This window comes from Streptomyces sp. NPDC001373 (genome assembly GCF_042895815.1).
GTDB lineage: Bacteria > Actinomycetota > Actinomycetes > Streptomycetales > Streptomycetaceae > Streptomyces.
Genome location: NZ_JBIAWQ010000002.1, coordinates 99037 through 114834, shown reverse-complemented (window position 1 = coordinate 114834; position 15798 = coordinate 99037). Strand labels below are relative to the sequence as shown.

The window sequence follows — 15798 nt, the reverse complement described above, 5'->3', positions numbered from 1 at the left end:
GCCCGCCGCCACGCCTGGGGGTGAGCTGTGTCTCCGGATCGCAATGCCGGTGTGCCGACGCTGATCGGCTCGGTGCAGAGGGCCCTCCGGCTGCTGGAGGCGGCGAGCTCCCATTGCGAAGGAGCCCCGGCGAAGCAGCTGGCGCGCGAGGCGGGGCTCCCGCTTCCCACCGCGTACCACCTGCTGCGCACCCTGACGCACGAGGGCTATCTGCGCCGGGAGGGCGGGGTGTTCGTCCTCGGCGATGCGGCCGGCCGGCTGGCGGACGGAGGACTTCAGCAGAAACGTCGCAGCATGATCCTCGACTCGCTCGCGCACTTTCGCGACGCGGTCGGGGCCCCCGTCTACTTCGCGGTCTACCGCGAGGGTGAGATCGAGGTCATGGGTGTCTCGGACACCCCGGCCAACCCCGCCTGCGAGGAATGGGCCGATTTCCGCGCCACCGCGCACGCGCACGCCATCGGTCAGTGTCTGCTGGGGCAGTTGGACGAGAAGACGCGCAGGGACTACTACGACCGTCGTCCGGTCGAGGGCATCACGCCGTACACCGTGCGGGACATGCGCACGCTGGAGGAGCGGATCGGCTCCCTGCGGCGGATGCAGCCGGTGACCGAGCATCAGGAGTACGCACTGGGCACGGTGTGCGCGGCCATCCCGATCACTGCCGGCGACGCCGCTGCGGCCATGGCCATTTCTCTCCCTGTGCACCAGGAATTCCGCTTGCTGTGTGTAGTCGATCGACTACGGAGTGAAGTAGGCGCGCTGCTGAGCACCCTCTCCTTCTCTATCAGTATCTGAAAACTCACTCCTTGTGATCTGCTGGCGCTTCCACCACCCTTGTCAAGAGGGCCCTGGGGGATCATTCCTGGCCACTTCCACTACAGCGGGGTAGGCAATGCGCGAGTCGGTACAGGCAGAGGTCATGATGAGCTTCCTCGTTTCCGAGGAGCTCGCGTTCCGGATCCCGGTGGAACTCCGGTACGACGCCCGTGACCCCTACGCCGTACGCCTGACCTTCCACCTTCCCGGAGACGCCCCGGTGACCTGGGCGTTCGGCCGGGAGCTGCTTCTCGACGGCATCAACAGGCCCTGCGGTGACGGTGATGTGCACATCGCTCCCACCCAACCGGGAGAGCTCTCCGACGTCCACATCCGCCTCCAGGTCGGCGGCGACCGGGCCCTGTTCCGTGCCGGCGCGGCCCCTCTCGTCGCGTTCCTCGACCGGACCGACCGGCTCGTTCCGCTCGGTCAGGAGCGCAGCCTCGGCGACTTCGAGGAGACCCTCGACGAGGAGCTCGGCAGGATCCTCGCCCAGGCGCAGCAGCAGAACGGGCAGAACGCGGGCTGAGGACCCGCTCTCCGGGGCCCGTCCCCATCCTCCTCAGCGCTTGCGCCGCCGTCCCCGCCCACCGCGGGCGGGCGTCGCGGCCTGGGCGGGGACGGCGCCCGCGGGGGCGGGGGCGGGCCGGTCCGCGGACACCACCAGCGCGGCCAGTGCCGTGGTCACGGGGACCGAGGCGACGAGACCGATCGAGCCCACCAGGGTCCGTACGATCTCCTCCGCCACCAGCTCGCTGTTGGCCACCGTGCCCATGCTGCTGTTCGCGATGGAGAACAGCAGCAGCAGGGGGAGCGCCGCGCCCGCGTAGGCCAGGACGAGGGTGTTGACCACGGAGGCGATGTGGTCCCGGCCGATCCGGATGGCCGCCCGGTACAGGGCGCGCGGACCCATGTCCGGGTCCGCCTGGTGCAGTTCCCAGACGGCGGAGGTCTGGGTGACGGTCACGTCGTCGAGGACGCCGAGCGATCCGATGATCACGCCCGCGAGCAGCAGACCGCTCATGTCGATGTTCGGATAGAGCCCGTGGATCAGCCCGGTGTTGTCGTCCGTGTTCCCGCTCAGGAACGCCCAGCCGATGAACAGCGAACCCAGCAGCCCGATCAGCAGCAGCGAGACCAGGGTGCCGAGGACGGCGACCGAGGTGCGGGCGGTGAGCCCGTGGCACATGTAGAGGGCGATCAGCATGATCGCGCTGGCGCCGACGACCGCGACGAGCAGGGGGTTCGAGCCCTGGAGGATCGCCGGGAGGATGAAGAGGGTCAGCACCCCGAAGCTCACGACGAGCGCGATGAGCGCGAACAGTCCGCGCATCCGGCCGACGACGACCACCGCCACCGCGAAGACGGCCGCGAGCAGGATCATCGGGAACTTGCGGTTCAGGTCGATCACGGAGTACTGGAGGTCGCGCGGCGCGTTCGGCGCGTAGGCGACGACCACCTCCTGGCCCATCTCCAGCTGCCGTGGCGCACCGGGCTGGACGATCTCGAAGAAGACGCGTCCCTTGTCCGGCCCGGTGCCGACCTCGACGGTGGCCCTCTTGCAGGCGCCGGGCTGTGCCTCGCGCCCCTCGGGGGCCGGGCCGTTGCCGGTTGACGGGACTTGCGAGGCGTTCACCGACTTGCAGTCGACGTCGGAGATCGCGACCACCTTCGCCTGCTGCGTCTGACGGTCGAAGCCCACCCCGGTGCGCTCGTGGCCGGGGGCGCCGCCGGGCCAGAGCACCACCAGGCCGGCGAAGACGGCGACGGCGAAGGGGATCAGCACGGCGGAGATCACCTTGCGCAGGTGCTTGGATCCCGGGGCAGCCGGCCCGTGCCCGTGCCCGTGGCCATGCCCATGGTCGTGTCCGCGCGCCTGCCCGTGATCCCGACCGTGTCCGTGCGCGTGCCCATCGGAGTGCCCGTGGCCGTGGGAAGGCTCCTGTGGGCCGTCGGCCGCGTGCCCGGGGGACGCATGTTCGTGGCCGGTGTGGCCCCAGGTTTCTGTGGGCTGGTTGGGGGGCTGCGGCGAGGTCGTCACCGGCAGATCATCGCAAGAGATGAGGGGGCCCACTGTTCAGCACGCCACAGATGACGCTAGCGTGGGGGCTACTTTGCACAACGCGGGAGCTCGGAGCACCGGGCTGAGAGGGCGCTGATCACCGTACGCGCAGCAGATTGCGTGCGGGAGGAGGCTGCGTCGACCGCCGAACCTGTTACCGGGTAATGCCGGCGTAGGGAGATCAGGTCTCATGACCATTCAGGACGCACGCACGCCTGCCGTCGACCAGGGCGCCGACGGCCAGACCGAGCGCCAGCCCGGCTGGCACAAGGGATACCTGGCGGGTTCCCGTCCGGACATCCGGGTGCCGGTCCGCCAGGTCCACCTCACCAACGGCAAGGACGTGACGCTCTACGACACGTCCGGTCCGTACACCGACCCGCAGATCGAGACCGACGTGCGCCGCGGCCTGCCGCCGCTGCGGGAGAACTGGATCATCGGCCGCGGTGACACCGAGGAGTACGCGGGCCGTCCCGTGCGCCCCGAGGACGACGGCATCAAGCACACCTCGCCCCGCGGTGGTCTCAAGAACCTCGACGCGGTCTTCCCCGGCCGCCCGCGCCTCCCGCGCCGGGGCCGCGGCGGCCAGGCCGTCACGCAGCTCGCGTATGCCCGCCGGGGCGAGATCACCCCGGAGATGGAGTACGTCGCGATCCGCGAGAACGTCTCCCCCGAGGTCGTCCGCGAGGAGATCGCCGCAGGCCGCGCGGTGCTCCCGGCCAACGTGAACCACCCGGAGATCGAGCCGATGATCATCGGCAAGCGGTTCCTGGTGAAGGTCAACGCCAACATCGGCAACTCGGCCGTCACCTCCTCCATCGAGGAGGAGGTCGACAAGATGACCTGGGCCACCCAGTGGGGCGCCGACACGGTCATGGACCTCTCGACCGGCCGCAACATCCACACCACGCGCGAGTGGGTCCTGCGCAACTCCCCCGTGCCGATCGGCACTGTGCCGCTCTACCAGGCGCTGGAGAAGGTCGACGGCCGTGCCGAGGACCTGACCTGGGAGATCTACAAGGACACCGTCATCGAGCAGGCCGAGCAGGGCGTCGACTACATGACGGTCCACGCCGGCGTGCTGCTGCCGTACGTGCCGCTGACGGCCCGCCGCAAGACCGGCATCGTCTCCCGCGGCGGCTCGATCATGGCCGCCTGGTGCCTGGCGCACCACAAGGAGAACTTCCTCTACACGAACTTCGAGGAGCTCTGCGAGATCCTCGCGGCGTACGACGTCACGTACTCGCTCGGCGACGGCCTGCGCCCCGGCTCCATCGCTGACGCCAACGACGCCGCGCAGTTCGCGGAGCTGAAGACGCTGGGCGAGCTGAACACGATCGCCAAGCGGCACAACGTGCAGACGATGATCGAGGGCCCGGGCCACGTCCCGATGCACAAGATCAAGGAGAACATCGACCTCCAGCAGGAGATCTGCGAGGAGGCGCCGTTCTACACGCTCGGCCCGCTGACCACGGACGTCGCGCCCGCGTACGACCACATCACCTCGGGTATCGGTGCCGCGATGATCGCCTGGTGGGGCACCGCGATGCTCTGCTACGTGACGCCCAAGGAGCACCTGGGCCTGCCCAACCGCGACGACGTGAAGACCGGCGTCATCACGTACAAGATCGCGGCCCACGCGGCGGACCTGGCCAAGGGCCACCCGGGTGCCCAGGAATGGGACGACGCCCTTTCGGACGCGCGGTTCGAGTTCCGCTGGGAGGACCAGTTCAACCTGGCCCTCGACCCCGACACGGCCCGCGAGTTCCACGACGAGACGCTCCCGGCCGAGCCGGCCAAGACCGCGCACTTCTGCTCCATGTGCGGTCCGAAGTTCTGCTCGATGAAGATCTCCCAGGACATCCGCCGTGAGCACGGCGGCGACCTGAAGGCGGAGGAGATCGAGGCGGGCATGGCGGAGAAGTCCGCCGAGTTCGCCGCCTCGGGCAACCGCGTCTACCTCCCGCTGGCGGACTGAGCCGACCGTACGGACCTGCCCGCGACCTCAGGGGGGAGTCGCGGGACGGTTCGGGCGACTGCCAGGAACGGGGTCTTGTGCTGGAGTGCGCTCCAGCCCCTAGAGTGCGGCCGCATGACCATGCGATACCGGAATCTGGGCGGGACCGGCATAGAGGTGAGTGCCCACTGCCTCGGCACGATGATGTTCGGGGCGGTGGGGAACCCGGATCACGCGGAGTGCGGGCGGATCATCCACGCCGCCCTCGACCAGGGCATCAACTTCGTGGACACAGCCGACATGTACTCGGCGGGCGAGTCCGAGGTGATCGTCGGCAGGGCGCTCAAGGGGCGGCGTGACGACGTGGTGCTCGCCACCAAGGTCCACTTCCAGATGGGAGAGGGCCGCAACCGCAGCGGGAACTCGCGGCGCTGGATCGTGCGGGCGGTCGAGGACAGCCTGCGGCGGCTGGACACCGACTGGATCGACCTGTACCAGGTGCATCGGCCCGACCACTCGACCGATGTAGAGGAGACGCTGTCCGTCCTGGGCGACCTCGTCAGGGCCGGGAAGATCAGGTCCTTCGGCTGCTCGGCCTTTCCCGCCGAGGAACTCGTCGAGGCCCATCACGTCGCCGAGCGCCGGGCCCTGCCCCGGTTCCGTACCGAGCAGCCGCCGTACTCGATCCTCGCGCGCGGCATCGAGGCCGACGTGCTGCCCGTCGCCCGGCGATACGGGATGGGCGTGCTGACCTGGAGCCCCCTCGCCTCGGGCTTCCTGAGCGGGAAGCAGCGGCTCGGCGGCCCGGTCGACCTGACCACCGGGCGGGCGAAGCTGAACCCGGCCCGCTTCGACCCGGCGATTCCGGGCAACGTGGCCAAGCTGGAGGCCGTGGAGAAGCTCGTGGCGATCGCCGACGACCTGGGTTGCACGTTGCCGGAGCTGGCCGTGGCGTTCCCCGTCGCCCATCCGGCGGTCACCTCGGTGATCATCGGGCCGCGCACGATGGACCAGTTCGAGTCCCTGGTGAAGGGGGCCGGGCTGGTCCTCGACGACGCGGTGCTCGACCGGATCGACGAGGTCGTGCCGCCGGGTGTGAACCTCTACCACCCGGACGGTGTCTGGCGCCCGCCGGCCCTCACGGATGCCACCCAGCGGCGGCGCCCGCTCGGTGACCGGGCCGCAGGCTGAGGCTGCCCCTCCGGCAGGACGGCCTCAGGCCCGGCGCTTGGCGCGGCGTTTCGCCGGGGGGCGGCTCCGGGTGGTGGCCGGAAGAGGGGTGGACGGACGTTTCACGTGAAACATCGCCGGTTCCAGCTTTCTCCGCGCGAAGTCCAGGTTCCCGGCGACCCGTTCCCGGTGCGCGTCGGGCAGCCTCCCCTCGCGCAGCAGGCGCTCGCAGCACTCCAGTGACTCGCGGTACTCGCCGACCCAGTAGGAGGCGATGGCGAGTTCGTCGAGCGCCCGCCACTCGTGCCAGGCGTGCTCCACGAAGAGGACGTCCTTCGGGTAGGGGATGCGGGCCGCCTCCTTGGCGAACACATAGGCCAGCGGCCACCGCTCCTCCACGCGGCAGAGACCCGCGAGGTCCCCGATCGCCTCGGCGCGCGAGGGCCTGCTCTCGAAGGCGCGGAGGTAGCGGTCCATCACCTCGGCCGCGGGCCGGCCCAGGCCCGCAGCGGCCCGTGCGGCGTAGACCCGGGCGAGGTACGTCTCCTCGTGGAAGCCGACCATGGCCGCCCGGCGGTCGTAGGCGGCGAGGGATTTCTCCTGCTCGCCCGCGTCCCGCCAGCTCTGACCGAGGTAGAACATGTAGCGGGCGTTGTCGGGCTCCTTGGCCAGCCCCTCTTCGAGGAGGGCCGCATCGCGCAGGTACTTCTGCCGCTGGCCGCCCTCCCGGAGCCGGGCGCCCCCGCCGATGCTGAGGATGTGGGCGCCGTTGAGCGTGCCGAGGCTGTACTCGCCGCCGCAGTCGATGTACTCGTGGAGCACGCCGACGTACCGCCAGGGCAGGCGGGTGGAGACGAGCGCCGCCCGGTAGTGGACGATCGGCCCGTCGTGCAGGGCGATCCGGTACGCGTCGAGGGTCAGCTCCGGCATCCGGAACCCGGGGTCCACCTCCATCGCGTCGTCGGCGTCGATGAACAGCAGGTAGTCGGCACTGGCGCGGGCGAGTTCGATCGCCTCGGTCCGGCTGCCGTCGAATCCCTTCCAGGGGCGTTCGTGGAGGGTGCCGGGGAGGTCGCCGAAGCAGTCCCTGATGACGTCCTGGGTGCCGTCCGTCGAGCCGGTGTCCACGATCACCCACGTGTCGATCAGGGGACGTACCGAGTCGAGGCATTTCCGAATGGTGGGGGCCTCGTCCTTGACGATCATGTTCAGACAGACTTTTGGTCTCACGGGTCCCGTCCGCTGGTGTGGGCCGTGCGTTCTGGCGGCCGGCCGGGTCGGATGGATCGTCGGGGACTCTAGGGAGGGTGTGCCGGGCGTCGGCGGGCGGCGCGCCGGGAAAGCCCGAGTTGGCCCGATTGGGGCATTGGCTCAGGCGGTGTGGAAAGCCCGCCAGTCCGAGGGGGAGCGAGGCCAGGGCGCCTCCCACCAGCCAGGCCCTGCTCCGCGGAAGAGGGCCGAGGGGAGTCCCGTGGTCGTGGTGGCGCGGCAGGCCGGCCCGGCGGTGGCCGCGGCCGGCCCTGCGCTGGGCGTTGGCGAGGGCCACCGCAAGCGGAAGACGCACCACCACGGGGACGATGACGACGACCGGCCGGAGGCCCCTCGGGCCGACCGGGCCCCGCCGGCGGTGGCCAGGACGACGAGGGCTGCCGCGGCCTGCGGGGTCCGTGTCTCACATGCAACCTGGCGTGGCCTCCCGTTCCCGCCCCGGGGGCGGACATCAGGTAGGCGATCAGTCCGGCCGGTGCTCCGGGCCGCCGAAGTCCGGGCTCGTGAAGTCCGGGCTGGAGTAGCCCGGACGCGGGCCGGGCGTCCCGTCGGACGGGCTGCTGAAGTCGGGACGGGTGTATCCCAGGTTGGGGATGCGCCCGGCCTCCGGCGTACGGGGCACCGGGTAGCCCGTCCCGGCGGTCGGATCGGCCAGTGCGTCGCGCAGGAACGGCATGATGCCCCGCTCCAGCAGCGCGTTGCGCCAGGCCTCCCGGGCCCGCGCGAGCTCGTCGGGTATCGGCACGCTCTCCTCCGCGGCCACCTCGGTGGAACTGTTGCGCAGGGCCGCCACCAGCAGCGAGACCACCGTGAAGACCAGCGCGACCACGGTGAGCCCGCCGAAGAGCCAACCCGCCGTCAGCATCGTCCGTGCGAAGGCGGGTGCGGGGTCGACCGCCTTCAGGCAGTAGCCCACCAGCAGGAAGATCAGCATGGCCGTCCCCGCGAGGACCGGTGCGAGGACGGCCACCACCGCGCTCAGGCCGGCGCCGCCCTCCCCTGGCTCGGCGTCGTCCCCGTCGGCTTCCTCGTCGGTGTTCCCGCGGCCCGTCAGGGCCTCGTCGCGCAGTTCCTCCCGTACTTTCACGTAGTGGGCGTACTCGGCGGCCGCCGCGGCGGTCAGCAGCGCGATGGCGCTCAGGGCCATCGCGCGCAGTTGTTCGGCGTTCAGCCGTTCGCCGAGGCCGGCGAGTTCGGGCCGTTCGTCCGCCGTGCGCAGCGCCTCGTCGAGGAGCCGGTCGAATTCGGGTCGGTCTTCGATGAGCAGGTGCGGACCGCTGGTCATGTGCATCCCCCGATGCCCCGTACGAGCCGGTATGCCCGCGTAGAACCGGGCGCCGGCCCAAACGGAGGAGAGCCTGCTACGGACAGGGCGATGGTAGAGCGCCCCGGCCATGGGGTGACAGGGACTTTCGGGAAATACCCCGCTCCGTGAACGCTCAGTCCCGCAAAGGCAGTTGTTGGACCAGCAGTTTGCCCGCCATCGTCACGCCGCCGTCCATCGCGATGGCCAGTCCGTCCGCGTACACGTGCGGTCCGTCGACGGACTCCGGCCCGTGGGCCTCGTCGCCGTCCTCGGTGCCGACCTCGCCGAGCAGGTACGGGATGGGGCTGTGGCCGTGGACGACGCGGCCTCCGCCGTAGGTGGCCAGCAGCTGGCGCACGGCCTGCGGGCCCGTCTCCTCGTCGCGGAAGGCGAAGCGCTTGGTGAACTTGCGGAACAGGTCCCAGGTGGTGTCGGCGTCGTTGCGGTTGAGCAGCTCGTGGATGGTGTCGTTGACGTCCTCGATGGAGTCGCCGTAGTCCAGGTAGGCCGTGGTGTCGGAGTGGAGCAGCAGGTGCCCGTCCGCCAGGGTGGCCGCGTCCAGCCGGGACATCCACTGCAGGTGGACGTCCTCCAGGCGCTCCATGTCGGTGCGCTGTCCCCCGTTGAGGAGCCAGGCGGCCTGGAAGGTGGCCGTGCCGGCGCCGGAGTTCACGGGGGTGTCGCCGAACCGCTTCGCGCCGATGAGCAGCAGTTCGTGATTGCCCATCAGGGCCTTGCAGTAGCCGCCGGCGGCGGCGGCCTCGGCGGACAGCCGCATGACGAGGTCGATGACGCCGATGCCGTCGGGGCCGCGGTCGGTGAAGTCGCCGAGGAACCAGATCCTGGCGTTCCCGGCGGACCAGTGGCAGTCGGCGTCGATGAGGTTCTGCGCCTGGAGCTCGTGGACGAGCTCGTCGAGGTAGCCATGGACGTCGCCCACGACGTAGAGGGGGCCGGGGCCGGCGCCCGGGGCCTCCTGCGGGACGTACTGGACCTGGACGGTGTCCCCGGGCCCGCCCGTGGCACCGCGCCCGATGACGGGCAGGTCGCGCTGGGTCGGGGTGTAGCCGTCGAGGTCGTCCTCGGGCGCGGCCGGGACCTCGGTGTGGGCGGAGGCTGTGCGCTGCTGCGGAACGCTCTCCGGTGCGTAGTACGCGGGGTGCTCGCCGTACGCGGGCGCGTCGCCGGGCAGGCCGGCGGACGCGGCGTACGGCGCGGGTTCGTTGACCGGCACCCGGAAGTCCCGCAGCGTGTCCGTCCGCATCGCGGGTCCCTGACCGGCCCCCTGAGTCATCGACCCCTCCACCACCGTCGCGCTGCCGTACACCTGCGGACCCTGCTCACCTCCGGGGCGGAGGGTCCGTGATGTCGTGCGCCCATCATAGGAATGCGGCTCGCGCTCTGTGACGCACCAGGGGTGGTGAATCCTGGGCGGAACCAAACCTTCCTGCACTTTTGGCCTGATATGAGGGTTGTTGAAATCCTCGGCGGAACCGCCGAACCCGCCGAATGCGGGGGTCCGGCGATCAGTCCTGAGCCGGTGAGCGGGGTGGGCTGACGGTGGTCCGGGGGGTTCTGCGCTGCGAGGACGTGCGGATGATCAGCTCGGTCGGGACGACCTGTTCGACCGGGCGTCCCGTGTCGACCCCCTCGATCGCGTCGATCAGCAGCTGTACGACGGCGGTTCCGATGCGGCGCGGTTTGAGGGAGAGCGTGGTGATGGGCGGCTCGGTGTTCGCGTAGACGGTGGACTCGCTGCAGCAGACGAGCAGCAGGTCCTCGGGGACCCGCAGCCCGTAGCGCCGGGCGGCGGCGAGCAGGTCGGTGCCGTTCGGGTCGAAGAGACCGTAGACGGCGTCGGGTCGGTCGGGCCGGGCGAGGAGGCGGTCGGCGGCGACGGCGCCCGCGCAGGGGTCGTGCGCGGGGTAGGACTCGTAGACGGGGTCCTGGCCGACCCGCGCGCACCAGCTGAGGTAGGCGGTCGTGGAGAGCCGCGTGTAGGTGTCGGTGGTGGTGCCGGTCAGCAGCCCGATCCGGCGGGCGCCGGCGGCGGCGAGGTGGTCGAGCAGGCCCAGTACGGCCGCCTCGTGGTCGTTGTCGACCCAGGCGGTGACGGGGAGGGTGCCGGCGGGCCGGCCGTCGGAGACCACGGGCAGGCCCTGGCGGACGAGCTCGCTGACGACCGGGTCGTGGTCCGAGGGGTCGATGACGACGGTGCCGTCGAGGGCCACGTTGGACCAGACGTCGTGCCGTGAGGTGGCCGGCAGGATGACGAGGGCGTAGCCGCGGGCGAGCGCGGCGGAGGTGGCGGCCCGCGCCATCTCCGCGAAGTACGCGAATTCGGTGAAGGTGAAAGGTTCATCCCCGTACGTCGTCACGGTCAGGCCGATGAGGCCCGACTTTCCGGTACGGAGGGTGCGGGCGGCGGCGGAGGGGCGGTAGCCCAGCCGGTCGGCCACCTCGCGGACGTGGCGGCGGGTGGCGTCCGGCAGCCGTCCCTTGCCATTGAGCGCGTCGGAGACGGTGGTGATGGACACCCCCGCGGCGGCGGCCACGTCCCTGATCCCGGCCCGGCCCTGTCGGCCGCCGACCCGCCGGGTGGTCTCGGCCCGGCTCACGTGATGCTTCCCTGCTGCTGTCATGGCGAGCCGATAGTAGGGCTCGGACGGCAGGGTGGTTCAGGTGCATATGCACGGGTTGACAGGCACGTTTCTGCTTGGTTCGCCACCCATAATGACCTTGGAATTGAAGGTATTTGGTGATTTAGGCCAAGGGTGAGGCTTGTCGGCGGGTACGAGCATGCCAAAGAGCGGCGGCGACTGGCCGCTGGCAACTCACCTGCACGAGGGACGCGCGCCACGGCGCGGGCCACCGGCGCGCGCATATATGCGCGCGCTCCCCCTGTGTTCCTGGCGCCCGCCATTCTCGGATCGGCGGAATCCTCATATGGTGAGCAGTATTGAGTCGACGGAGACGTCGACGGGACGGTCGAGGAGGACCTGCGGTGAGCGAGAAGAGCCCGAAGCTGCGCGCCGAGCTGGACGGCATCCCCACCTACAAGCCCGGCAAGCCCGCTGCACAGGGCGGGGCCGTGGCTTTCAAGCTGTCCTCGAACGAGAACCCCTACCCGCCGCTTCCGGGGGTCCTGGAGACGGCGGTCGAGGCCGCCGGCCGCTTCAACCGCTACCCGGACATGGCGTGCACCGGCCTGGTGAACGAGCTGGCCGAGCGCTTCGGGGTGTCGGCCGAGCACATCGCCACGGGCACCGGCTCCGTGGGCGTGGCCCAGTCGCTGATCCAGTCGACGGCCGGCCCGGGTGACGAGGTCATGTACGCCTGGCGGTCCTTCGAGGCCTACCCGATCATCACGCAGATCTCGGGCGCCACGTCCGTGCGGGTCCCGCTGACCGACGGGGACGTCCACGACCTGGACGCGATGGCCGCCGCGATCACCGAGCGGACGCGGCTGATCTTCGTTTGCAACCCCAACAACCCGACCGGCACCGCCGTGCGCCGCGCCGAGCTGGAGCGGTTCCTGGACCGCGTGCCCTCGGACGTCCTGGTCGTGCTGGACGAGGCCTACCGCGAGTTCGTCCGCGACACCGACGTGCCGGACGGCATCGAGCTCTACCGCGACCGCCCCAACGTCGCCGTGCTGCGCACCTTCTCCAAGGCCTACGGCCTGGCCGGACTTCGCGTCGGCTTCGCGGTGGCGCACGAACCGGTCGCGGCGGCGCTGCGCAAGACGGCGGTGCCCTTCGGGGTCAGCCAGCTGGCGCAGGACGCGGCGGTCGCCTCACTGCGCGCCGAGGACGAGCTGATGGGCCGGGTCGGGGCGCTGGTGTGCGAGCGCAACCGGGTGCACGAGACGCTGCTCGCGCAGGGCTGGACGGTTCCGGACACGCAGGCGAACTTCGTCTGGATGAGGCTGGGGGAGCGGACCGCCGAGTTCGCGGCGGCCTGCGAGAAGGCCGGTGTGGTGGTCCGGCCCTTCGCGGGCGAGGGCCTGCGGGTCACGATCGGTGAGACCGAGGCGAACGACCTCTTCCTGCACACGGCGGAGGCCTTCTTCAAGGAGCTGTAGTCCTCAGACCGGTTCCACGCAGATGGGGTCGCCGTCGCGGACGGTGGCCAGGAGGCGGGGGTCGCCGTCGAACGAGCCGAGCACGTTGCACGGGCTCGCCAGGCGGCTCTCGCCTCCGCGCGAGATGGGCGTGGAGCCGTAGGGCAGCGCGAGCGCGTCGCCCTCGGTCCAGAAGGAGACCGTGCCGGGCTCCACGACCTGGCGGGCGCCGTGCTCCAGGTCCACGGACACGCCCGTGTCGAAGTAGACCTCCTCGCCCCAGGTGTGGGCGGAGGCGGAGATCGGAAGGGCCGCGACCAGCGCCTTGCCGGTCGGGGTCTCGTCGAGGGTCGCGGTGAGCAGGCCCGCAGGCCATGAGATGCGAATCTTCATGAGCACATTCAACAATCTGTTGAATTTCTTCGCCAGGGGGACCCGGGCTCCGGGCTCCGGGAGTCGAGGGGGGTACCCCGCCTGTTTCCGGCCAAAGCCTGTAGGACATAATTGCTTGTGAATGTGAACGCGTTCACAAGCGTGTCCTGCTTCCTCCTGTTATGGGAGGGAACCCGCCAGGCAGACTGCCCGCTGTGACCACGGCGACGACAAGGAGCAGACGACGTGGACCTAGCTTTGGCGCCTGAGACATTGGCGCGCTGGCAGTTCGGCATCACCACCGTCTATCACTTCCTCTTCGTTCCGCTCACGATCTCGCTCGCCGCGCTGACCGCCGGCCTGCAGACCGCCTGGGTGCGTACCGAGAAGGAGAAGTACCTCAGGGCCACGAAGTTCTGGGGCAAGCTTTTCTTGATCAATATCGCGATGGGTGTCGTCACCGGCATCGTCCAGGAGTTCCAGTTCGGCATGAACTGGTCCGACTACTCGCGATTTGTGGGTGACATCTTCGGAGCGCCGCTGGCCTTCGAGGCGCTGATCGCCTTCTTCTTCGAGTCGACCTTCATCGGTCTGTGGATCTTCGGCTGGGACAAGCTGCCGAAGAAGATCCACCTGGCCTGCATGTGGATGGTCTCGCTTGGCACCGTCCTGTCCGCGTACTTCATCCTCGCGGCGAACTCCTGGATGCAGCACCCGGTCGGCTACCGCATCAACGAGGAGCGGGGCCGGGCCGAGCTCACCGACTTCTGGCGCGTCCTCACGCAGGACACCGCGCTCACCCAGTTCTTCCACACCATCACGGCCGCCTTCCTGGTCGGCGGCGCCTTCATGGTCGGCATCTCCGCCTTCCACCTCGCCCGCAAGAAGCACATCCCCGTGATGCGCAGCTCGCTGCGGGTCGGCCTGGTGGTCATGATCATCGCTGGTCTGGGCACCGCCCTCAGCGGGGACATGCTCGGCAAGGTGATGTTCAAGCAGCAGCCCATGAAGATGGCCGCCGCCGAGGCCCTGTGGGACGGGGAGGCCCCCGCGCCCTTCTCCGTCTTCGCCTACGGCGACGTCGACAAGGGCCACAACAAGGTGGCCATCGAGATCCCGGGTCTGCTGTCGTTCCTGGCCAACAACGACTTCGACTCCTTCGTCCCCGGCATCAACGACGTCAACAAGGCCGAGCAGGAGAAGTTCGGCCCTGGCGACTACCGGCCCAACATCCCCGTCGCCTACTGGGGCTTCCGCTGGATGATCGGCTTCGGCATGGCCTCCCTCGGCATCGGCGTGCTGGGGCTGTGGCTGACCCGCAAGCGCTTCCTGCTGCCGCCCGCGCTGCGCACCGGAGAGGACGAGGTCCCCCATCTCGTCCTCTTCAAGAAGGCGCTCAGCCCGAGGTTCTCGCAGCTCTACTGGCTCGTCGCGCTCTGGACCATGTGCTTCCCGCTGCTCGCCAACTCCTGGGGCTGGATCTTCACGGAGATGGGCCGTCAGCCCTGGGTGGTCTACGGAGTCCTGCGCACCCGGGACGCGGTCTCGCCGAACGTCTCGCAGGGCGAGGTGCTGACCTCGATGATCGGCTTCACGCTGCTCTACGCCGTCCTCGCCGTGATCGAGGTCAGACTCCTCGTGAAGTACGTCAAGGCCGGCCCGCCCGAGCTGACGGAGGCCGACCTCGACCCGCCCACCAGGATCGGCGGGGACGACAAGAACGCCGACCGGCCGATGGCCTTCTCGTACTGAGGCAGGAGGGAGCACACCATGCAGCTTCACGACGTCTGGTTCGTACTCATCGCCGTCCTGTGGACCGGCTACTTCTTCCTGGAGGGCTTCGACTTCGGCATCGGCGTACTCACCAAGCTCCTCGCACGCGACCGCACCGAGAAGCGGGTGCTGATCAACACGATCGGACCCGTCTGGGACGGCAACGAGGTCTGGCTGCTCACGGCGGGCGGTGCCACCTTCGCCGCCTTCCCTGAGTGGTACGCCACCCTCTTCTCCGGCTTCTACCTGCCTTTGCTGCTCATCCTGGTCTGCCTGATCGTCCGGGGTGTCGCCTTCGAGTACCGGCACAAGCGGTCCGGGGAGCGGTGGCAGACCAACTGGGAACACGCCATCTTCTGGGCCTCGCTGATCCCCGCCTTCCTCTGGGGCGTGGCCTTCGCGAACATCGTCCGCGGGGTGAAGATCGACCAGCACATGGAGTACGTCGGAAGTCTCTTCGACCTGCTCAACGTGTACGCGCTCCTCGGCGGACTGGTCACCCTCACCCTGTTCACCTTCCACGGCGCCGTGTTCGCCTCGCTCAAGACCGTCGGTGACATCCGGGACCGCTCGCGTGCGCTGGCGACCCGGCTGGGCGCGGTGGCTGCCGTGCTGGCCCTGGCCTTCCTCATCTGGACCCAGGTCTCGCGCGGTGACGGCCGGAGCCTGATCGCCATGGCCGTCGCCGTGGCCGCGCTGGTCGCCGCCATCGGCTGCAACCTGACGGGCCGGGAGGGCTGGTCCTTCGCCCTGTCGGGGATCACCATCGCGGCGGCCGTCGCGATGCTCTTCCTGACGCTGTTCCCGAACGTCATGCCGTCCTCGCTGAACGAGGCGTGGAGCCTCACGGTCACCAACGCCTCGTCCACCCCGTACACCCTGAAGATCATGACCTGGTGCGCCGGTGTGGCCGCTCCGCTCGTGATGCTCTACCAGGGCTGGACGTACTGGGTGTTCCGCAAGCGGATCGGTACGCAGCACATCGCCGACGCGCACTGATCCGTGCG

The 15798-nt window shown here is 69.8% G+C and carries 13 protein-coding genes and 1 riboswitch; of the genes, 7 read left to right on the top strand and 6 right to left on the bottom strand.

The window, feature by feature from the left end:
* The first annotated feature begins 51 nt into the window (after window positions 1-51).
* Entirely contained in the window at window positions 52-798 is a 747-nt protein-coding gene (locus tag ACFY15_RS05855) for an IclR family transcriptional regulator (RefSeq protein WP_390825094.1), read from the top strand.
* A 97-nt stretch (window positions 799-895) separates the two neighbouring features.
* A complete protein-coding gene (locus ACFY15_RS05850; RefSeq protein ID WP_390686160.1) occupies window positions 896-1348 on the top strand; it encodes an SsgA family sporulation/cell division regulator in 453 nt (150 codons plus the stop codon).
* A gap of 33 nt (window positions 1349-1381) precedes the next feature.
* Here ACFY15_RS05850 and ACFY15_RS05845 read toward each other — a convergent pair whose 3' ends face one another.
* Entirely contained in the window at window positions 1382-2860 is a 1479-nt protein-coding gene (locus tag ACFY15_RS05845; RefSeq protein ID WP_390825093.1) for a YibE/F family protein, read from the bottom strand.
* A 72-nt stretch (window positions 2861-2932) separates the two neighbouring features.
* Window positions 2933-3077, top strand: a riboswitch (TPP riboswitch).
* On the opposite strand from ACFY15_RS05845, the gene thiC reads away from it, so the two are divergent.
* Together thiC and ACFY15_RS05835 are read left to right on the top strand one after the other, a co-directional pair.
* Window positions 3072-4859 carry a phosphomethylpyrimidine synthase ThiC gene (gene thiC, locus ACFY15_RS05840; protein WP_390686158.1) on the top strand — a complete coding sequence of 596 codons (1788 nt, stop codon included), beginning with the start codon at window positions 3072-3074 and terminating at the stop codon, window positions 4857-4859. Its footprint overlaps the riboswitch before it by 6 nt.
* 120 nt (window positions 4860-4979) lie before the next feature.
* Entirely contained in the window at window positions 4980-6029 is a 1050-nt protein-coding gene (locus ACFY15_RS05835; RefSeq protein WP_390686378.1) for an aldo/keto reductase, read from the top strand.
* A 24-nt stretch (window positions 6030-6053) separates the two neighbouring features.
* On the opposite strand, the gene ACFY15_RS05830 is transcribed toward ACFY15_RS05835, so the two are convergent.
* From ACFY15_RS05830 to ACFY15_RS05815, 4 genes are all read right to left on the bottom strand, one after another.
* Window positions 6054-7214 carry a glycosyltransferase gene (locus ACFY15_RS05830; protein ID WP_390686157.1) on the bottom strand — a complete coding sequence of 387 codons (1161 nt, stop codon included), beginning with the start codon at window positions 7212-7214 and terminating at the stop codon, window positions 6054-6056.
* A 526-nt stretch (window positions 7215-7740) separates the two neighbouring features.
* Window positions 7741-8568, bottom strand: coding sequence for a hypothetical protein (locus ACFY15_RS05825; RefSeq protein ID WP_390825092.1), 828 nt, complete (start codon window positions 8566-8568; stop codon window positions 7741-7743).
* 148 nt (window positions 8569-8716) lie between these two features.
* On the bottom strand, window positions 8717-9892 hold the full coding sequence (locus tag ACFY15_RS05820) for a metallophosphoesterase (RefSeq protein WP_390686377.1): 1176 nt from the start codon (window positions 9890-9892) through the stop codon (window positions 8717-8719).
* 217 nt (window positions 9893-10109) lie between these two features.
* Window positions 10110-11225, bottom strand: coding sequence for a LacI family DNA-binding transcriptional regulator (locus ACFY15_RS05815; RefSeq protein WP_390686155.1), 1116 nt, complete (start codon window positions 11223-11225; stop codon window positions 10110-10112).
* Between the two features lie 362 nt (window positions 11226-11587).
* Here ACFY15_RS05815 and hisC point away from each other — a divergent pair, with 362 nt between their 5' ends.
* Complete coding sequence (gene hisC / locus ACFY15_RS05810) at window positions 11588-12667, top strand: histidinol-phosphate transaminase (RefSeq protein ID WP_390825091.1); 1080 nt, start codon at window positions 11588-11590, stop codon at window positions 12665-12667.
* A gap of 3 nt (window positions 12668-12670) precedes the next feature.
* Here the strand turns inward: hisC and ACFY15_RS05805 are convergent, their stop codons facing one another.
* A complete protein-coding gene (locus tag ACFY15_RS05805) occupies window positions 12671-13039 on the bottom strand; it encodes a cyclophilin-like fold protein (protein ID WP_390686153.1) in 369 nt (122 codons plus the stop codon).
* Between the two features lie 225 nt (window positions 13040-13264).
* Here ACFY15_RS05805 and ACFY15_RS05800 point away from each other — a divergent pair, with 225 nt between their 5' ends.
* Together ACFY15_RS05800 and cydB are read left to right on the top strand one after the other, a co-directional pair.
* Window positions 13265-14770: a cytochrome ubiquinol oxidase subunit I gene (locus ACFY15_RS05800; protein WP_390686152.1), complete on the top strand. Its 1506-nt coding sequence runs from the start codon at window positions 13265-13267 to the stop codon at window positions 14768-14770.
* A gap of 18 nt (window positions 14771-14788) precedes the next feature.
* Window positions 14789-15790, top strand: a complete 1002-nt coding sequence (cydB, locus tag ACFY15_RS05795; protein WP_390686151.1) for a cytochrome d ubiquinol oxidase subunit II — start codon at window positions 14789-14791, stop codon at window positions 15788-15790.
* Window positions 15791-15798 lie beyond the last annotated feature (8 nt).

Bases quoted from the DNA above. Each gene is read 5' to 3' on its own strand.
- ACFY15_RS05850 (WP_390686160.1), top strand. From the start codon at position 896: ATGCGCGAGTCGGTACAGGCAGAGGTCATGATGAGCTTCCTCGTTTCC.
- thiC (WP_390686158.1), top strand. From the start codon at position 3,072: ATGACCATTCAGGACGCACGCACGCCTGCCGTCGACCAGGGCGCCGAC.
- ACFY15_RS05835 (WP_390686378.1), top strand. From the start codon at position 4,980: ATGCGATACCGGAATCTGGGCGGGACCGGCATAGAGGTGAGTGCCCAC.
- ACFY15_RS05830 (WP_390686157.1), bottom strand. From the start codon at position 7,214: ATGATCGTCAAGGACGAGGCCCCCACCATTCGGAAATGCCTCGACTCG.
- ACFY15_RS05825 (WP_390825092.1), bottom strand. From the start codon at position 8,568: ATGCACATGACCAGCGGTCCGCACCTGCTCATCGAAGACCGACCCGAA.
- ACFY15_RS05815 (WP_390686155.1), bottom strand. From the start codon at position 11,225: ATGACAGCAGCAGGGAAGCATCACGTGAGCCGGGCCGAGACCACCCGG.
- ACFY15_RS05805 (WP_390686153.1), bottom strand. From the start codon at position 13,039: ATGAAGATTCGCATCTCATGGCCTGCGGGCCTGCTCACCGCGACCCTC.
- cydB (WP_390686151.1), top strand. From the start codon at position 14,789: ATGCAGCTTCACGACGTCTGGTTCGTACTCATCGCCGTCCTGTGGACC.